The organism is Bradyrhizobium sp. 153, assembly GCF_023073835.1.
GTDB lineage: Bacteria > Pseudomonadota > Alphaproteobacteria > Rhizobiales > Xanthobacteraceae > Bradyrhizobium.
The window spans coordinates 37,593-53,932 of sequence record NZ_JADPKH010000131.1 but is presented as its reverse complement, the minus strand read 5'-3'; the positions used below and the strand labels follow the sequence as shown (position 1 = coordinate 53,932).

At 60.5% G+C, this 16,340-nt stretch carries 13 protein-coding genes; 6 read left to right on the top strand and 7 right to left on the bottom strand.

Features of this window, described 5'->3' with window-relative positions:
• Positions 1-12 precede the first annotated feature (12 nt).
• The 3 genes from IVA91_RS31245 to IVA91_RS31235 all read left to right on the top strand — a co-directional run bounded on the left by IVA91_RS31245 (position 13) and on the right by IVA91_RS31235 (position 4,154).
• Positions 13-1,002 (top strand): alpha/beta fold hydrolase, encoded by a 990-nt coding sequence (locus tag IVA91_RS31245; RefSeq protein WP_247460082.1) that lies wholly within the window; start codon positions 13-15, stop codon positions 1,000-1,002.
• Between the two features lie 567 nt (positions 1,003-1,569).
• The gene (locus tag IVA91_RS31240; protein WP_247278934.1) at positions 1,570-2,241 is read left to right on the top strand and encodes a response regulator transcription factor; all 672 of its coding nucleotides are present in this window, start codon (positions 1,570-1,572) and stop codon (positions 2,239-2,241) included.
• A complete protein-coding gene (locus tag IVA91_RS31235) occupies positions 2,238-4,154 on the top strand; it encodes an ATP-binding protein (protein ID WP_247449024.1) in 1,917 nt (638 codons plus the stop codon). The genes IVA91_RS31240 and IVA91_RS31235 overlap by 4 nt, the downstream gene beginning before the upstream one ends.
• A gap of 136 nt (positions 4,155-4,290) precedes the next feature.
• Here the strand turns inward: IVA91_RS31235 and IVA91_RS31230 are convergent, their stop codons facing one another.
• Positions 4,291-4,581: a hypothetical protein gene (locus tag IVA91_RS31230; protein ID WP_247278935.1), complete on the bottom strand. Its 291-nt coding sequence runs from the start codon at positions 4,579-4,581 to the stop codon at positions 4,291-4,293.
• A gap of 232 nt (positions 4,582-4,813) precedes the next feature.
• Here IVA91_RS31230 and IVA91_RS31225 point away from each other — a divergent pair, with 232 nt between their 5' ends.
• On the top strand, positions 4,814-5,038 hold the full coding sequence (locus IVA91_RS31225) for a cysteine rich repeat-containing protein (protein WP_247278936.1): 225 nt from the start codon (positions 4,814-4,816) through the stop codon (positions 5,036-5,038).
• A 65-nt stretch (positions 5,039-5,103) separates the two neighbouring features.
• On the opposite strand, the gene IVA91_RS31220 is transcribed toward IVA91_RS31225, so the two are convergent.
• From IVA91_RS31220 to IVA91_RS31210, 3 genes are all read right to left on the bottom strand, one after another.
• A complete protein-coding gene (locus IVA91_RS31220; protein WP_247460080.1) occupies positions 5,104-5,787 on the bottom strand; it encodes a hypothetical protein in 684 nt (227 codons plus the stop codon).
• 84 nt (positions 5,788-5,871) lie between these two features.
• Positions 5,872-6,582: a hypothetical protein gene (locus tag IVA91_RS31215; RefSeq protein ID WP_247278938.1), complete on the bottom strand. Its 711-nt coding sequence runs from the start codon at positions 6,580-6,582 to the stop codon at positions 5,872-5,874.
• Positions 6,583-6,714: 132 nt separating this feature from the next.
• Entirely contained in the window at positions 6,715-6,963 is a 249-nt protein-coding gene (locus tag IVA91_RS31210) for a hypothetical protein (RefSeq protein ID WP_247278939.1), read from the bottom strand.
• A 1,021-nt stretch (positions 6,964-7,984) separates the two neighbouring features.
• Here IVA91_RS31210 and IVA91_RS31205 point away from each other — a divergent pair.
• A complete protein-coding gene (locus IVA91_RS31205; RefSeq protein ID WP_247460078.1) occupies positions 7,985-8,980 on the top strand; it encodes a hypothetical protein in 996 nt (331 codons plus the stop codon).
• 2,333 nt (positions 8,981-11,313) lie between these two features.
• Here IVA91_RS31205 and IVA91_RS31200 read toward each other — a convergent pair.
• Positions 11,314-11,805, bottom strand: a complete 492-nt coding sequence (locus IVA91_RS31200; protein ID WP_247460076.1) for a hypothetical protein — start codon at positions 11,803-11,805, stop codon at positions 11,314-11,316.
• Positions 11,806-12,661: 856 nt separating this feature from the next.
• Here IVA91_RS31200 and IVA91_RS31195 point away from each other — a divergent pair.
• Positions 12,662-14,191: an OpgC domain-containing protein gene (locus tag IVA91_RS31195; RefSeq protein WP_247460073.1), complete on the top strand. Its 1,530-nt coding sequence runs from the start codon at positions 12,662-12,664 to the stop codon at positions 14,189-14,191.
• Positions 14,192-14,769: 578 nt separating this feature from the next.
• On the opposite strand, the gene IVA91_RS31190 is transcribed toward IVA91_RS31195, so the two are convergent.
• Positions 14,770-15,600 carry a transporter substrate-binding domain-containing protein gene (locus tag IVA91_RS31190; RefSeq protein WP_247460071.1) on the bottom strand — a complete coding sequence of 277 codons (831 nt, stop codon included), beginning with the start codon at positions 15,598-15,600 and terminating at the stop codon, positions 14,770-14,772.
• A gap of 389 nt (positions 15,601-15,989) precedes the next feature.
• The gene (locus IVA91_RS31185) at positions 15,990-16,175 is read right to left on the bottom strand and encodes a hypothetical protein (protein ID WP_247460070.1); all 186 of its coding nucleotides are present in this window, start codon (positions 16,173-16,175) and stop codon (positions 15,990-15,992) included.
• Between the last annotated feature and the right edge of the window lie 165 nt (positions 16,176-16,340).

The following is a 16,340-nucleotide window of genomic DNA, read 5'->3' as shown; positions in this document are numbered from 1 at the left end:
TCCACTTATCGCGTGCTCTATCGCTCGACGGGGCTGAACGGTCGGCCGGTCTTTGTGTCCGGCGTCGTCATCGTTCCGCAAGGCACGCCCGCGCTCGGCGGACGTCCGATCGTTGCTTGGGCACATCCGACTTCGGGTATCGTCCCGCGTTGCGCCCCATCGCTCGCCATTTTTCTGTTCCAGCAGATCCAGGGACTTCGCTCGATGATCTCCCGTGGCTTCGTCGTTGCGGCGACCGATTATCCAGGGCTCGGTACGCCGGGCCCGCATCCTTACCTGGTCGGTGAGAGCGAGGGTCGAGCCGTGATTGATATTGTGCGCGCGGCACGCTCCGTTCCCCGCGCAGGCGATGGCAAGGACTTCACGGTTTGGGGGCATTCACAAGGCGGGCAGGCCGCGCTCTTCGCCGGGATGATCGCAAACGCCTACGCTCCTGAGCTGAAGCTTCTCGGTGTCGCTGCAGCGGCCCCGGCAACGGACCTCGTGAAGCTGATGAGCGACGACATCAACACGATCGGCGGCAAGAACATCACAGCGATGACGCTTTGGTCGTGGCACCGAGTCTACGGAGCCGCCATAGACAACGTCGTCGATCCGCGCGCCATGCCTGCAATCGACAGGCTGGCGCAAGAATGCATCGAAGGCCCTTTCGACCTGATCGTAAGGCAGAGGACAGGGCGGCCACTCGAGCAATATTTCCTGACCGTGCAAGATCCGAGCAAGGCAGAACCTTGGCGATCGCTTCTCGAACAGAACAGCACCAGGGTGCTCTCCCCTGAGATCCCCATCTTTCTTGCGCAGGGGGCCAACGACCAGGTCATCCAGTCCGCGGTCACGCAGGCCTACATGGACAAGTTGTGCAAAGCCGGCAGCAAGGTCAGGATGGTGGTGTTGCCCGGTATCGGCCACGGACGCGCAGCCCAGGCGAGCGCGATGGCGGCGGTAAATTGGATGACTGACCGCTTCACCGGAAAAAGACCTCCTGACGATTGCGTCAGATAGAGCTTGCCCAGAACGCCAAAGGAATTAGCCATCGGCTCTTTGGCTTCGGCTTCAACGTGCGGCGCTGTTCCAATTTTCGGGCTTGGGCGCGGACGAAAGTTCCGAAAAATCTTGAGCGCGATCTCCAGCGCCGAACTACTGCAGCGCGTGTCGATCCGACGATCAGAACAAACCACGTCGGTCATGGCATATCGAGTACGCTGATCGGGGTGTAATCGCGTGGAAGACACTTAGATGGAGAAGCAATCCATTCTTCTTTTGATGGAACCGATCGCGTCTACTTCGGTAGATTGACTAGACCCTACGACCGCTTTTGGCCCAACTCGGACGTCTGGTGAGCTGCCGTAATGGGCTGGTGTCAGAGGCAGAGCGGACGCATTCGCGCCGTCAGGGCAGCGCCCATGATGAGCACGCGCTCTGGCTTAGGCCCAATCCCAAAACCGTCTATCTGCGCCTGGCGCGGGACCGAGTTATTGCCGCCCCCATGATTATGGGTGTCACGACGTCCGTGCCGCGGTTAGACTTGGCTCGCGCCGCGGGGGACACGCGGGTCGCGGGACGATGAACATGAGCGAACAGGACGAGACGGGTGAGGCCATCACCATCCTCCTCGTCGAGGACGACGCGCCGACCTGCTGGCGGCTCCACGACGCGCTGGTCAAGGCCGGCTACGAGGTGCGCAGTGCCGGCACGCTCGGAGAAGCTCGCTCCGCGTTCGGGAAGGCGGCGCCTCGCGTGCTGCTGACCGATCTCAGACTTCCCGACGGGCACGGCATCGAGCTGATTCGCGAAACCCGGCAGCGCTTTCCCGACACCGAGATCATGGTGATCTCCGCGCTCGGCGACGAGGAAAGCGTGATCTCGGCGATCACGGTCGGTGCCACCGGCTATCTGCTCAAGGATGCCTTTCCGACCGACATCGCCACCACCGTGCGCGATCTGGTCGCCGGCCATTCGCCGATCTCGGCCTCGATCGCCCGTTTCATCGTCCGGCGTACGCAGAATTCGGCGGAGCCCTCGCCCGGCCCCGTGCTCAACACGGCCAAGCTGACCCCGCGCGAGATCGACATCCTCTGGGGCATTGCCAAAGGCTTCAGCTACGCCGAGATCGCGAGCCATCTCGGCCTGTCCAGGCAGACCGTGCCGGGCCACATCAAGAACATCTATCGCAAGCTCGAGGTGCACACCCGCAGCGAGGCGGTGTTCGAAGCCGTGCAGCAGGGCCTGATCAAGCTGTGAGCGAGATTGCGGCGAAGACACTCACGCGCCCGCGGCGCCGGCTGATTGCGTCGCGCCTCGTGCCCTATCTGCTGCTCCAGGCCCTGATCGTCATCGTCACCATCCTTGGGCTCCGGCTGCTGCAACCCGGCGATCCCGAAGAGTTCGCCGTGAGCGACTTTTCGGCGCGCGAGAATGGCACGATGCACGCGGTGACGCTGCCGCATTTCACCGCATCGCGCTATTCGCTGGCCGACCCGCCGCTCTACACCGCGGCCTTCACATTCCGGCGGAGCGATGTGGGATCAGGGTGGTCGGTGTATCTGCCGCGGTTCAGCAACGCGGTGGAGGTCGCCGTCAACGGCGTCGTGGTGCTGGATTCCCGGCGTGACGCCAATGCCAACCGGCCGGACCGCAACACGCCGCAGATCGCGGCGATTCCGTCCTCGCTGCTGCGCGACGGCGCCAACGATATCACGGTACGGCTGTTCGTATGGGGGCCGCTGAAGGGCTTTCTCGACAGCGTCTATGTCGGACCGGATGCCGCCTTGCGTCCTGCCTACGAGACGCGCGCGCTGCTGTTCGTCACGCTGCCGGTCGTGTTCTCCGCCTGGCAATCGATTCTCGCGGTCATCCTTGCGATCATGTGGTTGATGCGGCGCCACGAGCCGGTTTACGGCGTGCTGGCGGTGGCGATGGTGCTCGGCGTGGTGCAGGCATTCGTGCCCCCGCCGCTGCCGCCGGCCACGACGTCGCGGCTCGCCGCCGTGCTGTTGGCATCCGCACCGATCGAGAGCGCGCTGATCGTCGTGTTCGGCGTGCTGTTCTTCGGCTGGCGCTGGCCGCGTTACGGCACACTGCTGTTCGTGCCGGGCCTCATCGTGTTCGTGGTCGGGCTGATCGGGGGCCCGCCGCTGCCGCGCATACTCTTTCTGGTGCTCGGCATTCCCACGGTCGGGCTTTGCCTGTTCCTGATGGCCTGCGTGACCGCAGCCGCATTGGTCCGGCGCCAGGACGCGGCAAGCTTCACGATTGGCTGCGCCGTGACCATCGTGCTGGTCTGCTGGGTCCAAGACATGCTCACGGTGCTCGAGATCGTGAGCAACGATCGCATCTTCGTCTCGCGCCTGTCCTATTCGGCGATGCTGGTCGCGATCGGCGCCGGGCTGACCTGGCGCTTCGCCCGCGCGCTGAACCAAGTCGACAGCTTTGCCGGCCAGCTCGTCGCACGGGTGGCCGAGGCCGAGGAGCGGCTGAAGGCGAGCTTTGCCCGCGAGGAGGCGCGCGCCCGCGCCGCCGCGCTCGCCAACGAGCGCACGCGGCTGATGCGGGACCTGCATGACGGCCTCGGCGGCCAGCTCGTCAGCATCGTCGCGCTCTCCGAGCGCGGCCACGAGGGCGCGACCATCACGGAGGCCGCTCGCGCAGCACTGAAAGATCTGCGTCTCGTCATCGATTCCATGGACGACATCGGCGGCGACCTGATGCTCGCGCTCGGCTCCTGGCGCGAGCGCGCGACGGCGCAATTGCGCCCGCACGATATCGCGCTCGACTGGCGCGTGGCAACGCCGCAGGGGCTGCCGCTGCATCCCGAACTGCGGCCATGGCACGTCATCCAGATCGTGCGCATCCTCGACGAAGCCGTGACCAACGCCGTCAAGCACGCAGAGGCGCGCCACATCGCGGTCAGCATCGAGACGCTCGACGACGATCACGGGCCGTATGGCGTGATCAGCGTGACGGACGACGGCAAGGGTTTTGCGCGCGCCGACAATTGTGCGAGCGGCGGCCAGACCGCGCGGGGCTTGCGCAACATGCGGAGCCGCGCCGCACGCTGCGGCGCGGTGCTCGATCTGAGCTCGGACGCCTCAGGCACGTGCGTGCGGCTGCAATTGCCGCAGCGCTTTCCCGACAGCGACGCGGCTGCGGGCTGAAAGGCCCCCTCCCCGAACGTGTGGGGCGCACGGAGAGAGGGACGGGCCGGGTGATTGCCTCTGCGGAGGACGGGGGTGTTCGTCCGCATGGCTCCGTCGGCCCGAAGCAATGCAATCAAATCAACCGAATGGACGATCAGCGCACGCCAACGCGATTGACCGGGCCGCCGCGGTTCATCGGCGTCCCTGCGCGCACGCCGACACCGGGCGCGCCGACACCGGGTGTCGCGACTGCAGCCCGCGCAACCGGAGCTCCCGGCGCAACCACCACTGCCGCAGCCGGCCGCACCACGCAGCCCTTGGGCACGCCGACCGTCTTGCAATAGACCACGGCCTGCGCCGGGCTCGTGCCCAGCGACGCCATCGCCGCACCCGCCAGCGCCATGATTGTCAGCCCGGCGCTCAGCGCTCCCGCTCTTTTCGACATTTTGCTCTCCCGCTCCCGTTCGGCGACCCGGCGCAATCACCGGGTTTCGCAACCGACGTGCAGCCTGAATGGCAAAAGAGGGCGCGTGGATACATGCCATGAAGATGGGGTGCGGCGGCCGGAAGGGCGCACCCGGTGCCATGAACATGGCATGGACCTGCGCCCGGCTGTCGCGAGATCGTCCGGCCCGCTTGATCCCACTGGACCAACGACAATCCCAAAGAGGTGCTTTATGAAGATTTCGGTTCTTGCCGCGCTGCTGCTCGCCGCCACCGCCGTGTCCCCCGCTGCGCAATCCGGTCCGACGCCGCAGGAGCAAATGGCCTGCCGCGGCGATGCCAGCAAATTCTGCGCCGAACATATCGGCAAGCCGCCGCAGATGAATGCCTGCCTGCGCCAGAACAAGACCAAGCTCTCCGACTCCTGCCGCAAGGTCGTGGAATCTCACGGAGGCTGAGCCGGCCCTCAAGTCCGGGAGCGCCCCAGCAGAGCGAACCCGGACCCGGTTTTGCGCATCATGTTTTAGTCGTCATCAGGCCCGAACAGCCTGATCTGCGGGAAGCCGCTGCGCGAACGGCCGGCATAGTCGCGCGCATCGGAATCTTCGCGGATATTGCGCGCGACGTCGTCCCAATCGGAGCGGTCGCGCAGGCCGCGCGGCTCGCGGGACTCGTAATAGTGGCGGCGCTCGGCCCAGCGTTCACGCCGCTCCGCCCGGCGCCGTTCGGAGGCGGCGCGCTTCACGTCGGAATCCCGCGCCTTGGCATAGGCATTGTCCGGCGCGGCGGCCGGCTCTGTCGACGCCTGCTGCTCCGCAGGCCTGGGCGCGGCTGGTGCCGGCTTGGACTGTTCCTTGGGCGGCTCGACCGCGGCCGCTTGCGAGGGTCGCGGTGCCCGCGGTGCAGCGTTCGCCTGAGTGGTTGGCGTGTCGGGCTTGGCGGGTTCGGGCTTTGCTTCGGCCGGTGCGGCAATGATCGCGCCGAAAGCTTGCGAACCGGTGAGATAATTGACGCGCTCGGACGGTGCATTGGTTGCTGCCGGCGCGCTGCCGACTTCGGCGCGTTGCGCCATCTTGCTGGTATCGGGCCCCTGCTTGGGCGCGACCGGATTCATGATGTTGCCGGCGACGATGCCGCCGCCAAGGCCAATGGCGATGGCCGCGACTATGGTTCCGGCACCGACGAAATAGGCTGTCGAGGCGCGCATTGATCCACTCCCTCTTTGGGGCGAGCAACGCACGTTGATTGCCAGATGTTCCTGATCCGGAAGCAGTTCCCAAAGGAACTGAGGTCAGATCTGCTGCGCGACCTTCTCCAGCCCGATGATGCGGGCGAGCTTGCGCACTTCCTCTTTCTGGTCATCACGCAGCTGGAACAGCAGCGGCATCGCGGCCGACTTCAACTGCTGGACCTCGTCGCAATTCGGATCGATCGGCACGCCTGGCGCGTTCGGATTGGAGAGCTTGTTCGCCGAGATCTTGCGGACGACATTGCGGAGCGCCGTCTCGACCGAGGGCCAATAATATTCCTGCGACGAGGACAATTTCAGGCGATCCCTAATGCCCGCGATCTGTGCGTCGGACAGCAGCGAATAGGATTTCTGTGGCTGCGGCTTGGCCACGACTTTCGGCTTGGCCGGGACCTCGACGGCGGGAATCTCCGCTGCGGCGGGCGCTTGGTGCGCACTTGCCTTCGGCATCGGGAAATCGGAAGGCGTGGCTGCGGCAAAGGCCTGGCGCAGCGGCTCGGTCAGCACCGGAGCCTGGGCGAGTTTGTCGGCGGCGACCTGCACCGGCTCGATCGCGGCCGAGGCCAGTGCCAGCGTCGGAACCAGACGGTCGGCCTTGGCGGCGCGGTTGGCCGCGAGCGGCTTGGCCGGAGGCGTCTGCGAGATCATCTCGGCGCTGACGCTAGGCACGCTGTCGCGCCCGAGAATGGCGTTGGTGGCAGCCCCGAGGACCAGGAAACAGGTCAGCACGACGATGGTGATGGCTTTGGACAAACGTCCCTCCGCGCCCGGCTTCAAGTCCACGTGATCAGTGCCCGGAAACTGGGCGATAATTAAGGCTCAACCGTGCCATTGCGGCGGCAATCGCGCGGACTACAGCGACATCGCCCGGAAAACTCAAGAGAATCAGGCAGCTCGCGCCAGATCGTAGGCGTCCTGGATGTCGGCCACGATCTCGGAGGCCTCCCAGACCGCGCGCGGCTCAACCGATTGCAGCGTCACGGTCCAGTTGCCGCCCCGGCGGGTGCGAGGGACGCTGACGATGTCGAAGCGGACGTTGCGGCACAGCGGGTGGCGGGCCAGCGCGTGGGCCACGCGAACGCGGATTTCGTCCAGCGTCGCGGCTGTCTTGCAGTCGAGATAGTTGAAGTCCATCGCCTGTCCCTCTCGGTCCTGATTGGCGGCCGTGACGGGATTGTTGGCGGGCGATGGTTAATCTGCCGTTAAGGTAGCGGACGCCAGAAGTCCTTCTGTGACAGCGACTTCTTGCGCTGGTCAAATCAGAAATTAACTCTTGATTAACTCATTTCCTCCGAGGTGGGGCGGGTCGCCCACGACCTTGCCTCAGAGTTGTTTCGGCAACCTTGATGAGCTTGGCCCGCTCGCGCTGCTCCTGTGGTTTCCCATTATCGCGAAGCCGACGTCGCCAATCATCTCAACCACGGACGTTACTTCTCTAGGTCCCGATCTTTTCCTCCGCCGGGGATTTGGTACGCCGGTGTCATTTGTCCTGCCCGCGCCTTCTCGGCTTTATCGAAGTACTTTAGCGCAAGTACATGGAGAGCTTCGGCTCTGACCGGGTCGGACTCGGCTAATGCCATACGCGCCGTAACTTCGGCTTGTCGCAAGTAGTATTCGTTAGTTGGCATTTACGAAGTCCCGTCCCCCAAACCAATCCTAGATGACTCGTGCGGAGGTAATTGGTTCCCGACTGTCCAAAAATGAACAGAGCATATTAGTTCCAGCAAATACAACTTCTCTTCTCTGGAACATTCTCCGCTCTTATGTTCGATGCGATCGGCACCGTGCCAAAATTGGTGCCAATCAGACTTTGGCCCCCATCGGTTAACCCCGGCTGGGCTTTTCTTTTGGGGCACAGAGAGCCAGTATCGCGGTCAGGCAGCGCCGACGCCCAAGCCATGAGCCCACTTGCTCGGACGCTTCCTGCTGATGGGACACGTCCCGTCATGATGTGAGCTCCGAATTCCAACGCAAGAATCCCAGGGCGTAGGCGGCTCAACAGGTGAGCCCGTAGCCGAGTTGCCAAGCCTCGACGATGGTCCCCACAGCCATAAATCAACGATAGAACAGCCCATGAACACGGAGTCAACAGGTTCAGTAGACGGTTCCTTTTCAATGTAGGATTGTGCCCCGGCTGACTTTGTGGGGGAATCACTTGGCTGAGGGCACAGACGGCGAGGAGAACCGCAAGCGGTTCCAAGTCGCGTATGTCGGTGATGACGACAGCGATCACAGTATGGATGTCGAGGCACTAGCCCCGGCGCTACTTGCGTTCGGAAAATTGATCCGCGCCGCGAATGCCGAACTTAATCAGGACCGGGCACGCATGAAGGTTCTGGTGAACTCCGAGTTCGAGCACAAATGTTTTCTGATCAATTTCGAGACACTACAAACTATTTTGGATCAGGTGAAAGATTTCCTGAACGACGAGGGCGTGAAAAAGGCCGGTGACGTTCTGCAGAAAATCGGTGTGCTCGGTGGCACAGTCGCGGGTGGCGTGTTCGGATATTTGAAGTGGCGCAATGGCCGCAAGGTCGAATCGGTGCAAGAAGCAAAGGACTCGCCAGGCGCGCTCATTATCAAGCTCGAAGGTTCTGGACACACGCTGCAAATCGGCAAGGACGTGTTTCGTCTCGCGCAGAATCCCAGCGTGTTAGAAGCTGTAGAAGGCACGCTCGCGCCGATCAAGAACCACAACCAAGCTCACGCGATCGAATTTCTTCAGGACGACAAGCCAGTCAGTGTCTACGAGGAGCAAGATGTACAGGCCATCATCGCCTCGTGTGAAGATCCTGGCGGATTAGATCCAGTCGAGGAGGATGAGGAGCAAACGCCGAAGATCGTAACGGCAGTCCTATATTCACACGGACCGGTGTTCGACACGAAGGCTCCGAACTGGCGGTTCATTTATAAAAGAAAGCCAATCTACGCCGACATTAAAGGGACGAACATCGCGAAGGATGCCGTAAAGCGTGGCGCGGCCTTCATGAATGATCGGTATAAGGTTAGAATGGAAATCACTCCAGCAGCAACCGACGATGGTACACCACACTACAAGATCATCGAGGTTTTGGAGTTCACGCAGGGCGAGCAACAAATCAACATGGCGCTACGTGGGGGTCGGAAAAAGCGAGCGAAAAAGCGGGCGTGAAAGACTCGGATTCCATCACTAGAACCGAGGCGAAGTACCTCGCGCATCATACTCTTGAGTTCCATGACAGCTCTATAATGAAGAGGCCGCCAACTTACGCGGCTGCGTTTTATTTCGAGGTCTGATCAAAATTGAACATGCAGGATTGCCGAAGCGGTCCACCATAAGGGTCATGGCATCAGAAATAGAAATGTTAACTGATGAAGAGTTCGCATCGCTGCTTTTGCTTGGCAACGTGCCTGTAAATGGCCGGGCTGCCCCAATCCCCGCAGCACACGCCGACCGCTTGATTGCACTAGGCTACATGGTGGATATGTCGGGAACGCTGCGCATGACGACGCCGGGACGTTTTCGGATATACGCGGGCCAACTCACGTCCACTGAAGCCTGCACGCCGAAGAGTCTATTCCGGCGGCTGTAGCCCGGGCGATCTCAGCCACTCCTGTGCGAACCGGACGGCTGGGCGGCTCTTCGGATCCATCTCCTCCCGCGCGGTGCCATGTGGAAGCGACTTAGCCGGGCGACCGTTCTCATAGCAAAAACGCCGCCCGCTTAAATAAGCGCGGACGGCGGCATTCCAGCCCCGGGAGGGTGAGCAAAACCCCGATGCTGACACAAATTGCACATCCCTAGCGTGGGGTCTGAGCAAAATTGCACACTAAAGCAGGCCACGTGAGGCCGTGAAGCGACCTTACTCGTTCTCTATTCGCAGGCAGTGTTCACACCGGAAGACTGAGACCTTGCGGCGCAGTCCCATGGCGCCGATCGTGCTGAAAGGATTGGCCGTTTGGACTACGGTGTACTCTATACCCTGATGTTGTACGAGGTGCCCTTCATGTCGTTTTCGGCGGGCGCAATTCGCTGGTGGTCCAGGCTTGAAACTCCGGGACCTGCATTGGATCAATGTCGTCGCACTTGATACACCGAAACTTACGACCGCCTGTCTTGACGATAACGAAGTGCATCGGCTTACCGCAGTTCGGGCAGATCGGGCGGGGAGAGTTTTTTGGCATGGCTACTCACGCTGAAAAGGCGCGAGTCTTCTGCTCACAGTCGTCGGATAGCTGCCGAAGATGGGCCGACGATAGAACCACGTTAGTTAACTATTGTGACCGCTGCATCAAAAAAACGAACATGACTACGTATAGTTAGGTGGCCAGCCTAGTGCAACGGAGAGGTCATTTCCTTCGGTCGCCTCGACCCGAGCGTCTCGCTTCGCATCCTCGTCCGCCAATAGTCGTCGCCCGCAATCTCAGCCCAGACACTCTGATCTGATCGCGCAGCTGGTCCAATTCGTCCAACTGAGTTCTTAAATTAGCCGCCGTCGCAGCGACGGCTGCAATTCGCACTTCGGTGAGGGCTGCAATGCGCGAGTCGACGGCGGCTTCAATGCGCCGCTTAAGAGAACTCATTTGAGGACCTCGGGCCAATATAATGGAACCAACGGCAATTAACTCACTCTTCGATGAGTGGCAGTATGCACCCAAAGTGCCGCGCTCACTGGTCAATAATGCTCATATTCCAAATATTAATGGCGACGATTAGTCCTCGGTTTACGGGACGGCCGCAGGGCCACTTGGGGTCTTGGTTTTGTGGAAACGGATAGCTCAGAGGCGGCCGTGGTCGACAATCGTTGCAGGCCGCCGATGTTTTCGCGTCGGTCGTCTAAGTAGCGGCCAACGTATTCATAGCGCCGCGCGGCGGCGCCGTTTGACGGAGTTCCCCGCGCGGGCGTTGATCGAGCCGAAGGGATGCTCGACCTATCTCGCGCCGCGTCCGCATGGCGTCGGATGGAATTGAGCCGTCTCTCGACCTCCTCCACCACATGCACATGCTCCCCTGCGCGTTATGCGGCGTCCTCGTTTCCCTGCCTGTCCGTCCCGGACAAACCAAACAAAGATCGTGATCCCGCACCCATCGGCACGCAAACTTACACATGGTCCAGTTCAGGCACGTGACGGGGGCCATCCGAGCGGAGGTCCGTTCTGGACGAGCGTCGTTTCAGTACGCCTACAACCCCGATGCTGTAGCGGAGATTAGACCCGTCCACCTTGTCGGCCATTCCCTGCCTTCTTCTCATTGATAGCATTTCAGCTTGCCGGCCGAATGAAAGAGGTCGCCTGAGGTGGCCTAGCACTCGTCCTTGTCGCTGTGATGAAGATTAAAAGCTCTGTCGTACTTGTCGCGGGCTTCGGTACCAACGCTGTATCGGCCGGGCCACCACGAATGTGGTGGATTGTAGTTGTCGTTCTCAGCGTCTGCCTTGGCTTTCTCGCCTAGCTTCTCGGCCGTCCAAAGGGACATTGATTTATCTTTACCCCACATCTTGGTCCTCACTGACCATCCTCGACCATGACTTTGCTGCGGCCTATGGCGCCGGCAGCAATCTGAACCGAAGTGCCTAGCACCCAACAGCATGCCACCATAACGCTGAATCCATCCCGCATGATGTGGTCAAAGACAATGATGCCAACGGAGAGAAACACCGCTGTCGCGGCAAAGAAAGTTCCGGCCCCGCTAGCTATCGCCGCCGCGTCGGTGCCAAAGCTCCATTCTCCCGGTCTGGTGGATTTTACTGTCTGCGCAAGACGGCTAGGCAGATCGATGCCCACGTAAAAGCCAAAGCCCCCGTAAAGCATCATCAACAAGACGATCCATTCGTTTCGAAAAAAACCGTTCTCCATGCGCATCATTCCTACGGCCACGTACAGACCGCCCGCGGCCCCGACCATGGCAAGTCCGATTCTTTCAAGAATGTGCGCCAATTTGATCAGCACGGAGGGGCCGAGCCACGTGGTAGTGGCGACGCGGGCGTACTTCGCCAACTTTCTCTCCCCAAACGACAAAGCGCTAACAACAACTGCAATGCTCATTCTCATGATATTCGCCTTTCTTGCTCTGTAATTGGTCGCCCAACGCACGCAGGCGCTGCCTGAGCGCATCGTGATGCGATTTGAATATCAATGTTCAGGATGACGTGTGCCTACCGACGGCACTGGGCTGCCATTTGGTGGAAGCGGCGACTTCGGTGTGTCGCCGTTTTTGGGCAGCTCTCTCGGACAAGCAATCCACTCGGCCAAGTCAACAAGCTACGCCGTTTCCGTTCGAGCACCTAATGAATAACTTCCACATCAGGGCAATTCATCGCGATACCCCACCGAGGTCGTATTCGCACTTCAAGACGTCAGTTTGCGCCAACCTCTCGCGATCAGGGTGATCTTCAGGCCCGAAGGCTCTGAATGGAGACCCTGTTTCGTCGTGCAGTGCGGCCCAGCCGTTGAGTTCTGCGTGATAAACTGCCTGAAGTCGACATGATGCTCACGAGCCCAACAGCATACGCCTTGGAGAGCCAGAGCCGATTGGAATCAGTAATGGGGGCTGCCAGTTCACGACTGGGTTTGGTCGATGACCCGAATAAAAGAAACAGATAGCTATTCGGGCACAAAGAGCGCACCGTTGCGAGTGTTCGATTGTGACGCTGGCGCGGAGCTGTACTCCAGCGGGACGAAGCGTAGAAAAAGAAAAATAGCTTCAGCGCTCTCCACTCACTGTGGAGGCCAATTGAGTTTTCAATCGGAACGCATTCGCCCGAAGAGCTGAATGGCGTCGCTTGCACCCGGCGACATCGCCCCTGTGCTAGTGGCTACGGCGGCACCTCGTGGCCAATCTGCGAGAATGATCATGGTGATGACCCGATCGCGGAGCGAAACGGTAGTGTTCAAGCACCCATTCCGGATCGCAAGCGCTGAACGACTATTACCGGCCGGCTCATATGAGGTTATTACCGAAGAAGAGCCGACGGAAGGCTTGTCATTTCCGTCCTTTCGGCCCGTCGCCACCATGATGAAGGTGCCTGCGCCGCCATCCCGCAGCCCTTCAGTCGAGATGGTGACGATCAGTTCGGTCGATCTTTCGGATGCCCGGGAGCCGATGCGATGGCGTGAAGCGCCTGTCGACCTCGACAAGCATCGCGATAGCGCCGCGCCGAACACTGACTTTCGCCGAACGCCGGCGGAGATTGAACCCGATGCCAAGGTGTTGCTCGGTCGGCTTCTGCACCTCGAACCTGAGTTGCTCGCGACACCTGCGCCTAGGACGAGCGCGCTTCCGGAGCTGAAAGTGCCCGGCCGCGACCTACGAATCGATGTTTGCCGCGGCATCGCGCTCTGGTGCATCTTTCTGAACCATGTCCCCAACAACATCGGAAGCTGGCTGACGCTGCGAAATTATGGCTTCAGCGATAGCGCGGAAGTGTTCATGTTCGCCTCGGGCGTGACCTGCGCGATCGCCTACGGCAAGGCGCACGAGCGCGGCGGATGGACGGGCGTGCTCGGCCGTACGCTGCAACGTAGCTGGGACATTTACGCCGCTTTTCTGCTGCTCATTCTTGCTTGCGCCGTGGTGGTTTACCTCGCAGGCGGCGGCCGGCTTGCCGACGAGACCAATACGCGCATTCTCTTGGAACATCCGGGAGCGACGCTCGCGCAAGCGGCGATGCTGCAATACCGTCCTGTCAACACCGACGTCTTGCCTCTCTTCGTGATTTTCCATCTTTTGTTCGCGCCACTGCTGTGGCTGATGCTCCGAGTGCCGAACGTGGCGCTCGGCGCCTCGCTGTTGCTTTATGCGTCGGTGCATCTTTTCGGCTGGACCGTTCCGGCGTGGCCGAACAACGCTTGGTTCTTCAATCCGCTTGCTTGGCAGTTGCTGGTTGTGCTTGGTGCGTGGTGTGTCACGGAGGGCAAGAAGTTCTGGCCGCGGTTGAGCTCACGCTGGGCGATTGGACTTGCCGTTCTCTATCTGGCTTTCAGCCTGACTATCGCATTGGGTTGGAGCATCGGACCACCGGAGGTGCTTGTCCCACAGATCCTGGCGAAGTTGCCTTATCTGGCGGGCAAATCGGACCTCGATCCATTGCGATTGCTGCATTTTATTGCCCTTGCGATTTTGGCGGTATGGCTTGTGCCTCGCAATTGGCGAGGGCTGTCGACGCCGGTGATGCGCGGGGCGATCCGCTGCGGCGAGAACCCCCTGGCAATCTATTGCCTCGGCGTTCTGCTCGCGCTTGCCAGCCACATAGCGCTGGTCAAAATCTCAGATGAGCTTGCAATGCAGATCGCACTCAGTTTCTTCGGCATCCTGCTGCTGATTACGGCCGCGACGATGCTCAGCTCGATTAAGCAAACCAAGGCAACGACAACCCGCTCCTGACATCCGATTTCATTGCAGAGGATGCACACCATAACGCAGCTCCGGTCCGGCGACCAAACGGCTGATGTCGCGCGAGATGCAAAGTGGAATTGCTGCGGTGGAACCACTACCTGCCGAATCGTGGTGATCGAACCACTCCGCGAATCGGCCATCTTACCCGGAGGTCTGTCGCACCTGGAATGTCCGCATCCGAGGGCCGGCTCGAGATTTCAGTTAGCCAGACTCAAGAATCCATGGCGCTGTCGGAGGTCCGTTTGGCATGCATGACGGCCCCAGCGGCGCTGCTGAACTCGACAGGATGTCGTGACCATTCGCAACCACTCGCCGGGTCCGCCTCGGGTCAAAATCCGAAGAACTCACCGCGAGCAAATCTATTCCGCTGTGCTTCACTAACCGGACCTTGATGGGATGCGCCGCTACTTCGCTGACGGGGCGATAAGCGGAAGAACTGTTCAGTAAGCACAGTGCGGCTTCCTGTCCGTGAGCAGACGCCTTAACATCATCAAGGCATCTAGCCTTGCTTGTACCGTGAGGATAGAGCAGTGGTCGTAGTGTCAGTCGCACCAGGCTTTGCATCCTTACTGGAGACCTGCGCCGGAAGGGGGTAGATAGGTAATGCCATACTTCGCGTAGATCTGCGCTGGTATCTGCTGCTCGACCACTCGTGACACCGCAGCATCCACGGCTGCAAGCAGCGCATCGTCCGCTCGGCGAAGCCCGACTGAAACACTCCAGCGCAGTGCCGGTTCTGGCTCGTATCCGTCGGGTATCCTTACTGCCGTGCTGGGGTGTTCGTGCCGATACCAGCCGACAATCACGGGGTTTGTGGCGCCGACTTCGATTTCGCCTGCCTCGATCGCGGCAATTATGTCCTCCTGAGAGGCGAAGACCGAAACGCGGAAGTCGTGTTTGGCCAACCACTCGTGCTCAATGGTGCCAACCATGACGCCAATCTTCTGACCGTGCAAATCGTTAAGCCGACGAACCGAAGATCGAGATGAAATGACGAGGACAACACCGCTGTCTGCGTAAGGTCTCGAAAAGCGAAGAGGTAGATGGGTTGTCAGCGGCCCGGTAAGTCCCTCCCGATCGTAGCTTGCGGCGGAGGCGACGACGTCCATCAAGATATCGCAATCCGAGTTCTTAATATCACCGGCGTTTCGAACCCAGGTCACACCGAGCTCAAATCCCATCTCGTGCGCCAACGCTTCCGCGAGTTCGACTTCGAATCCGGCAAGACCGCCTCTATCGGTGAGGTTCGAATAAGGAAGTGCGGATGGGTTGGCGCAGAGGCGTAGGATACCGGTCTGCCGCACCTCGGCCAGAGATCTAGCGTCCGCACAATTTCTTGTGCCTGGGGCGATAAGCGTTGCGAGTACGGCAATGCCAAGCATCAGACCATGATGCATCAACGAGGCTCCAGATTCCAAAGCGCGCGCCGAGGCAAGTATTCACCCACCTTAAATATAGTAGCGGTGTCGTCAGGCGACAACCCGAGTACCGCCATCAACACGATCAGTTGCCCTGCTCCTCACATCTGAGGTTCGCATCTAGGCGCGATCGGAAGCGCGCTGCCAAGGTCGCCTTAGGGTCATTTTCGGACTTGGGGGCGCGCAGTTGCGCGGTCCGCTTTACCCCGATGGGCCGACATCGCGAGTTTGACTGCTTGCGCTCGACTCAGCCTACTCAGGTCGGGATGAAACGTCGTGTTCAGAAGCCTCGTTTCGCTCGCTGCTCTAGCTCATGCCTTAACGCGCGGACTTCATGAAAAGTATGCCTCTCTTTTGGTCACTGGGTATCAGCCGTCTCCTTTAACTCCTAGCATCGACTGCATGGCACGGGTGTTGGCCATGATCTCCGCCATCACCAGTTCCATGGTGTTGAGCTTGTCGATGAGATTGTCATCAGTGAATTCTCCAACGTCAAGCGGCAGCAGCGAGTGGAGATACACGTCGCGACGGATCAAGGCTCCGAGATCGTCCATCACCGATTCTCCCACGGCTTGCGACTCTGATGATCGGTATGGTCTCGAGCTTGCCGGGCAACCTTGACGGGGTCGCTTCGCGACTGCGGAGCCAGACGCAATCGGGTTGACAGCATGCACTGAAACTTGACGGCACTCTCCCAGGCCTTGAGGTCTTCGCCGGGC

Coding starts and splice junctions, on each gene's coding strand:
- IVA91_RS31195 (WP_247460073.1), top strand. CDS start 12,662: ATGGTGATGACCCGATCGCGGAGCGAAACGGTAGTGTTCAAGCACCCA.
- IVA91_RS31185 (WP_247460070.1), bottom strand. CDS start 16,175: ATGGACGATCTCGGAGCCTTGATCCGTCGCGACGTGTATCTCCACTCG.
- IVA91_RS31230 (WP_247278935.1), bottom strand. CDS start 4,581: ATGTCGAAAAGAGCGGGAGCGCTGAGCGCCGGGCTGACAATCATGGCG.
- IVA91_RS31190 (WP_247460071.1), bottom strand. CDS start 15,600: ATGCATCATGGTCTGATGCTTGGCATTGCCGTACTCGCAACGCTTATC.
- IVA91_RS31225 (WP_247278936.1), top strand. CDS start 4,814: ATGAAGATTTCGGTTCTTGCCGCGCTGCTGCTCGCCGCCACCGCCGTG.
- IVA91_RS31220 (WP_247460080.1), bottom strand. CDS start 5,787: ATGCGCGCCTCGACAGCCTATTTCGTCGGTGCCGGAACCATAGTCGCG.
- IVA91_RS31210 (WP_247278939.1), bottom strand. CDS start 6,963: ATGGACTTCAACTATCTCGACTGCAAGACAGCCGCGACGCTGGACGAA.
- IVA91_RS31240 (WP_247278934.1), top strand. CDS start 1,570: ATGAGCGAACAGGACGAGACGGGTGAGGCCATCACCATCCTCCTCGTC.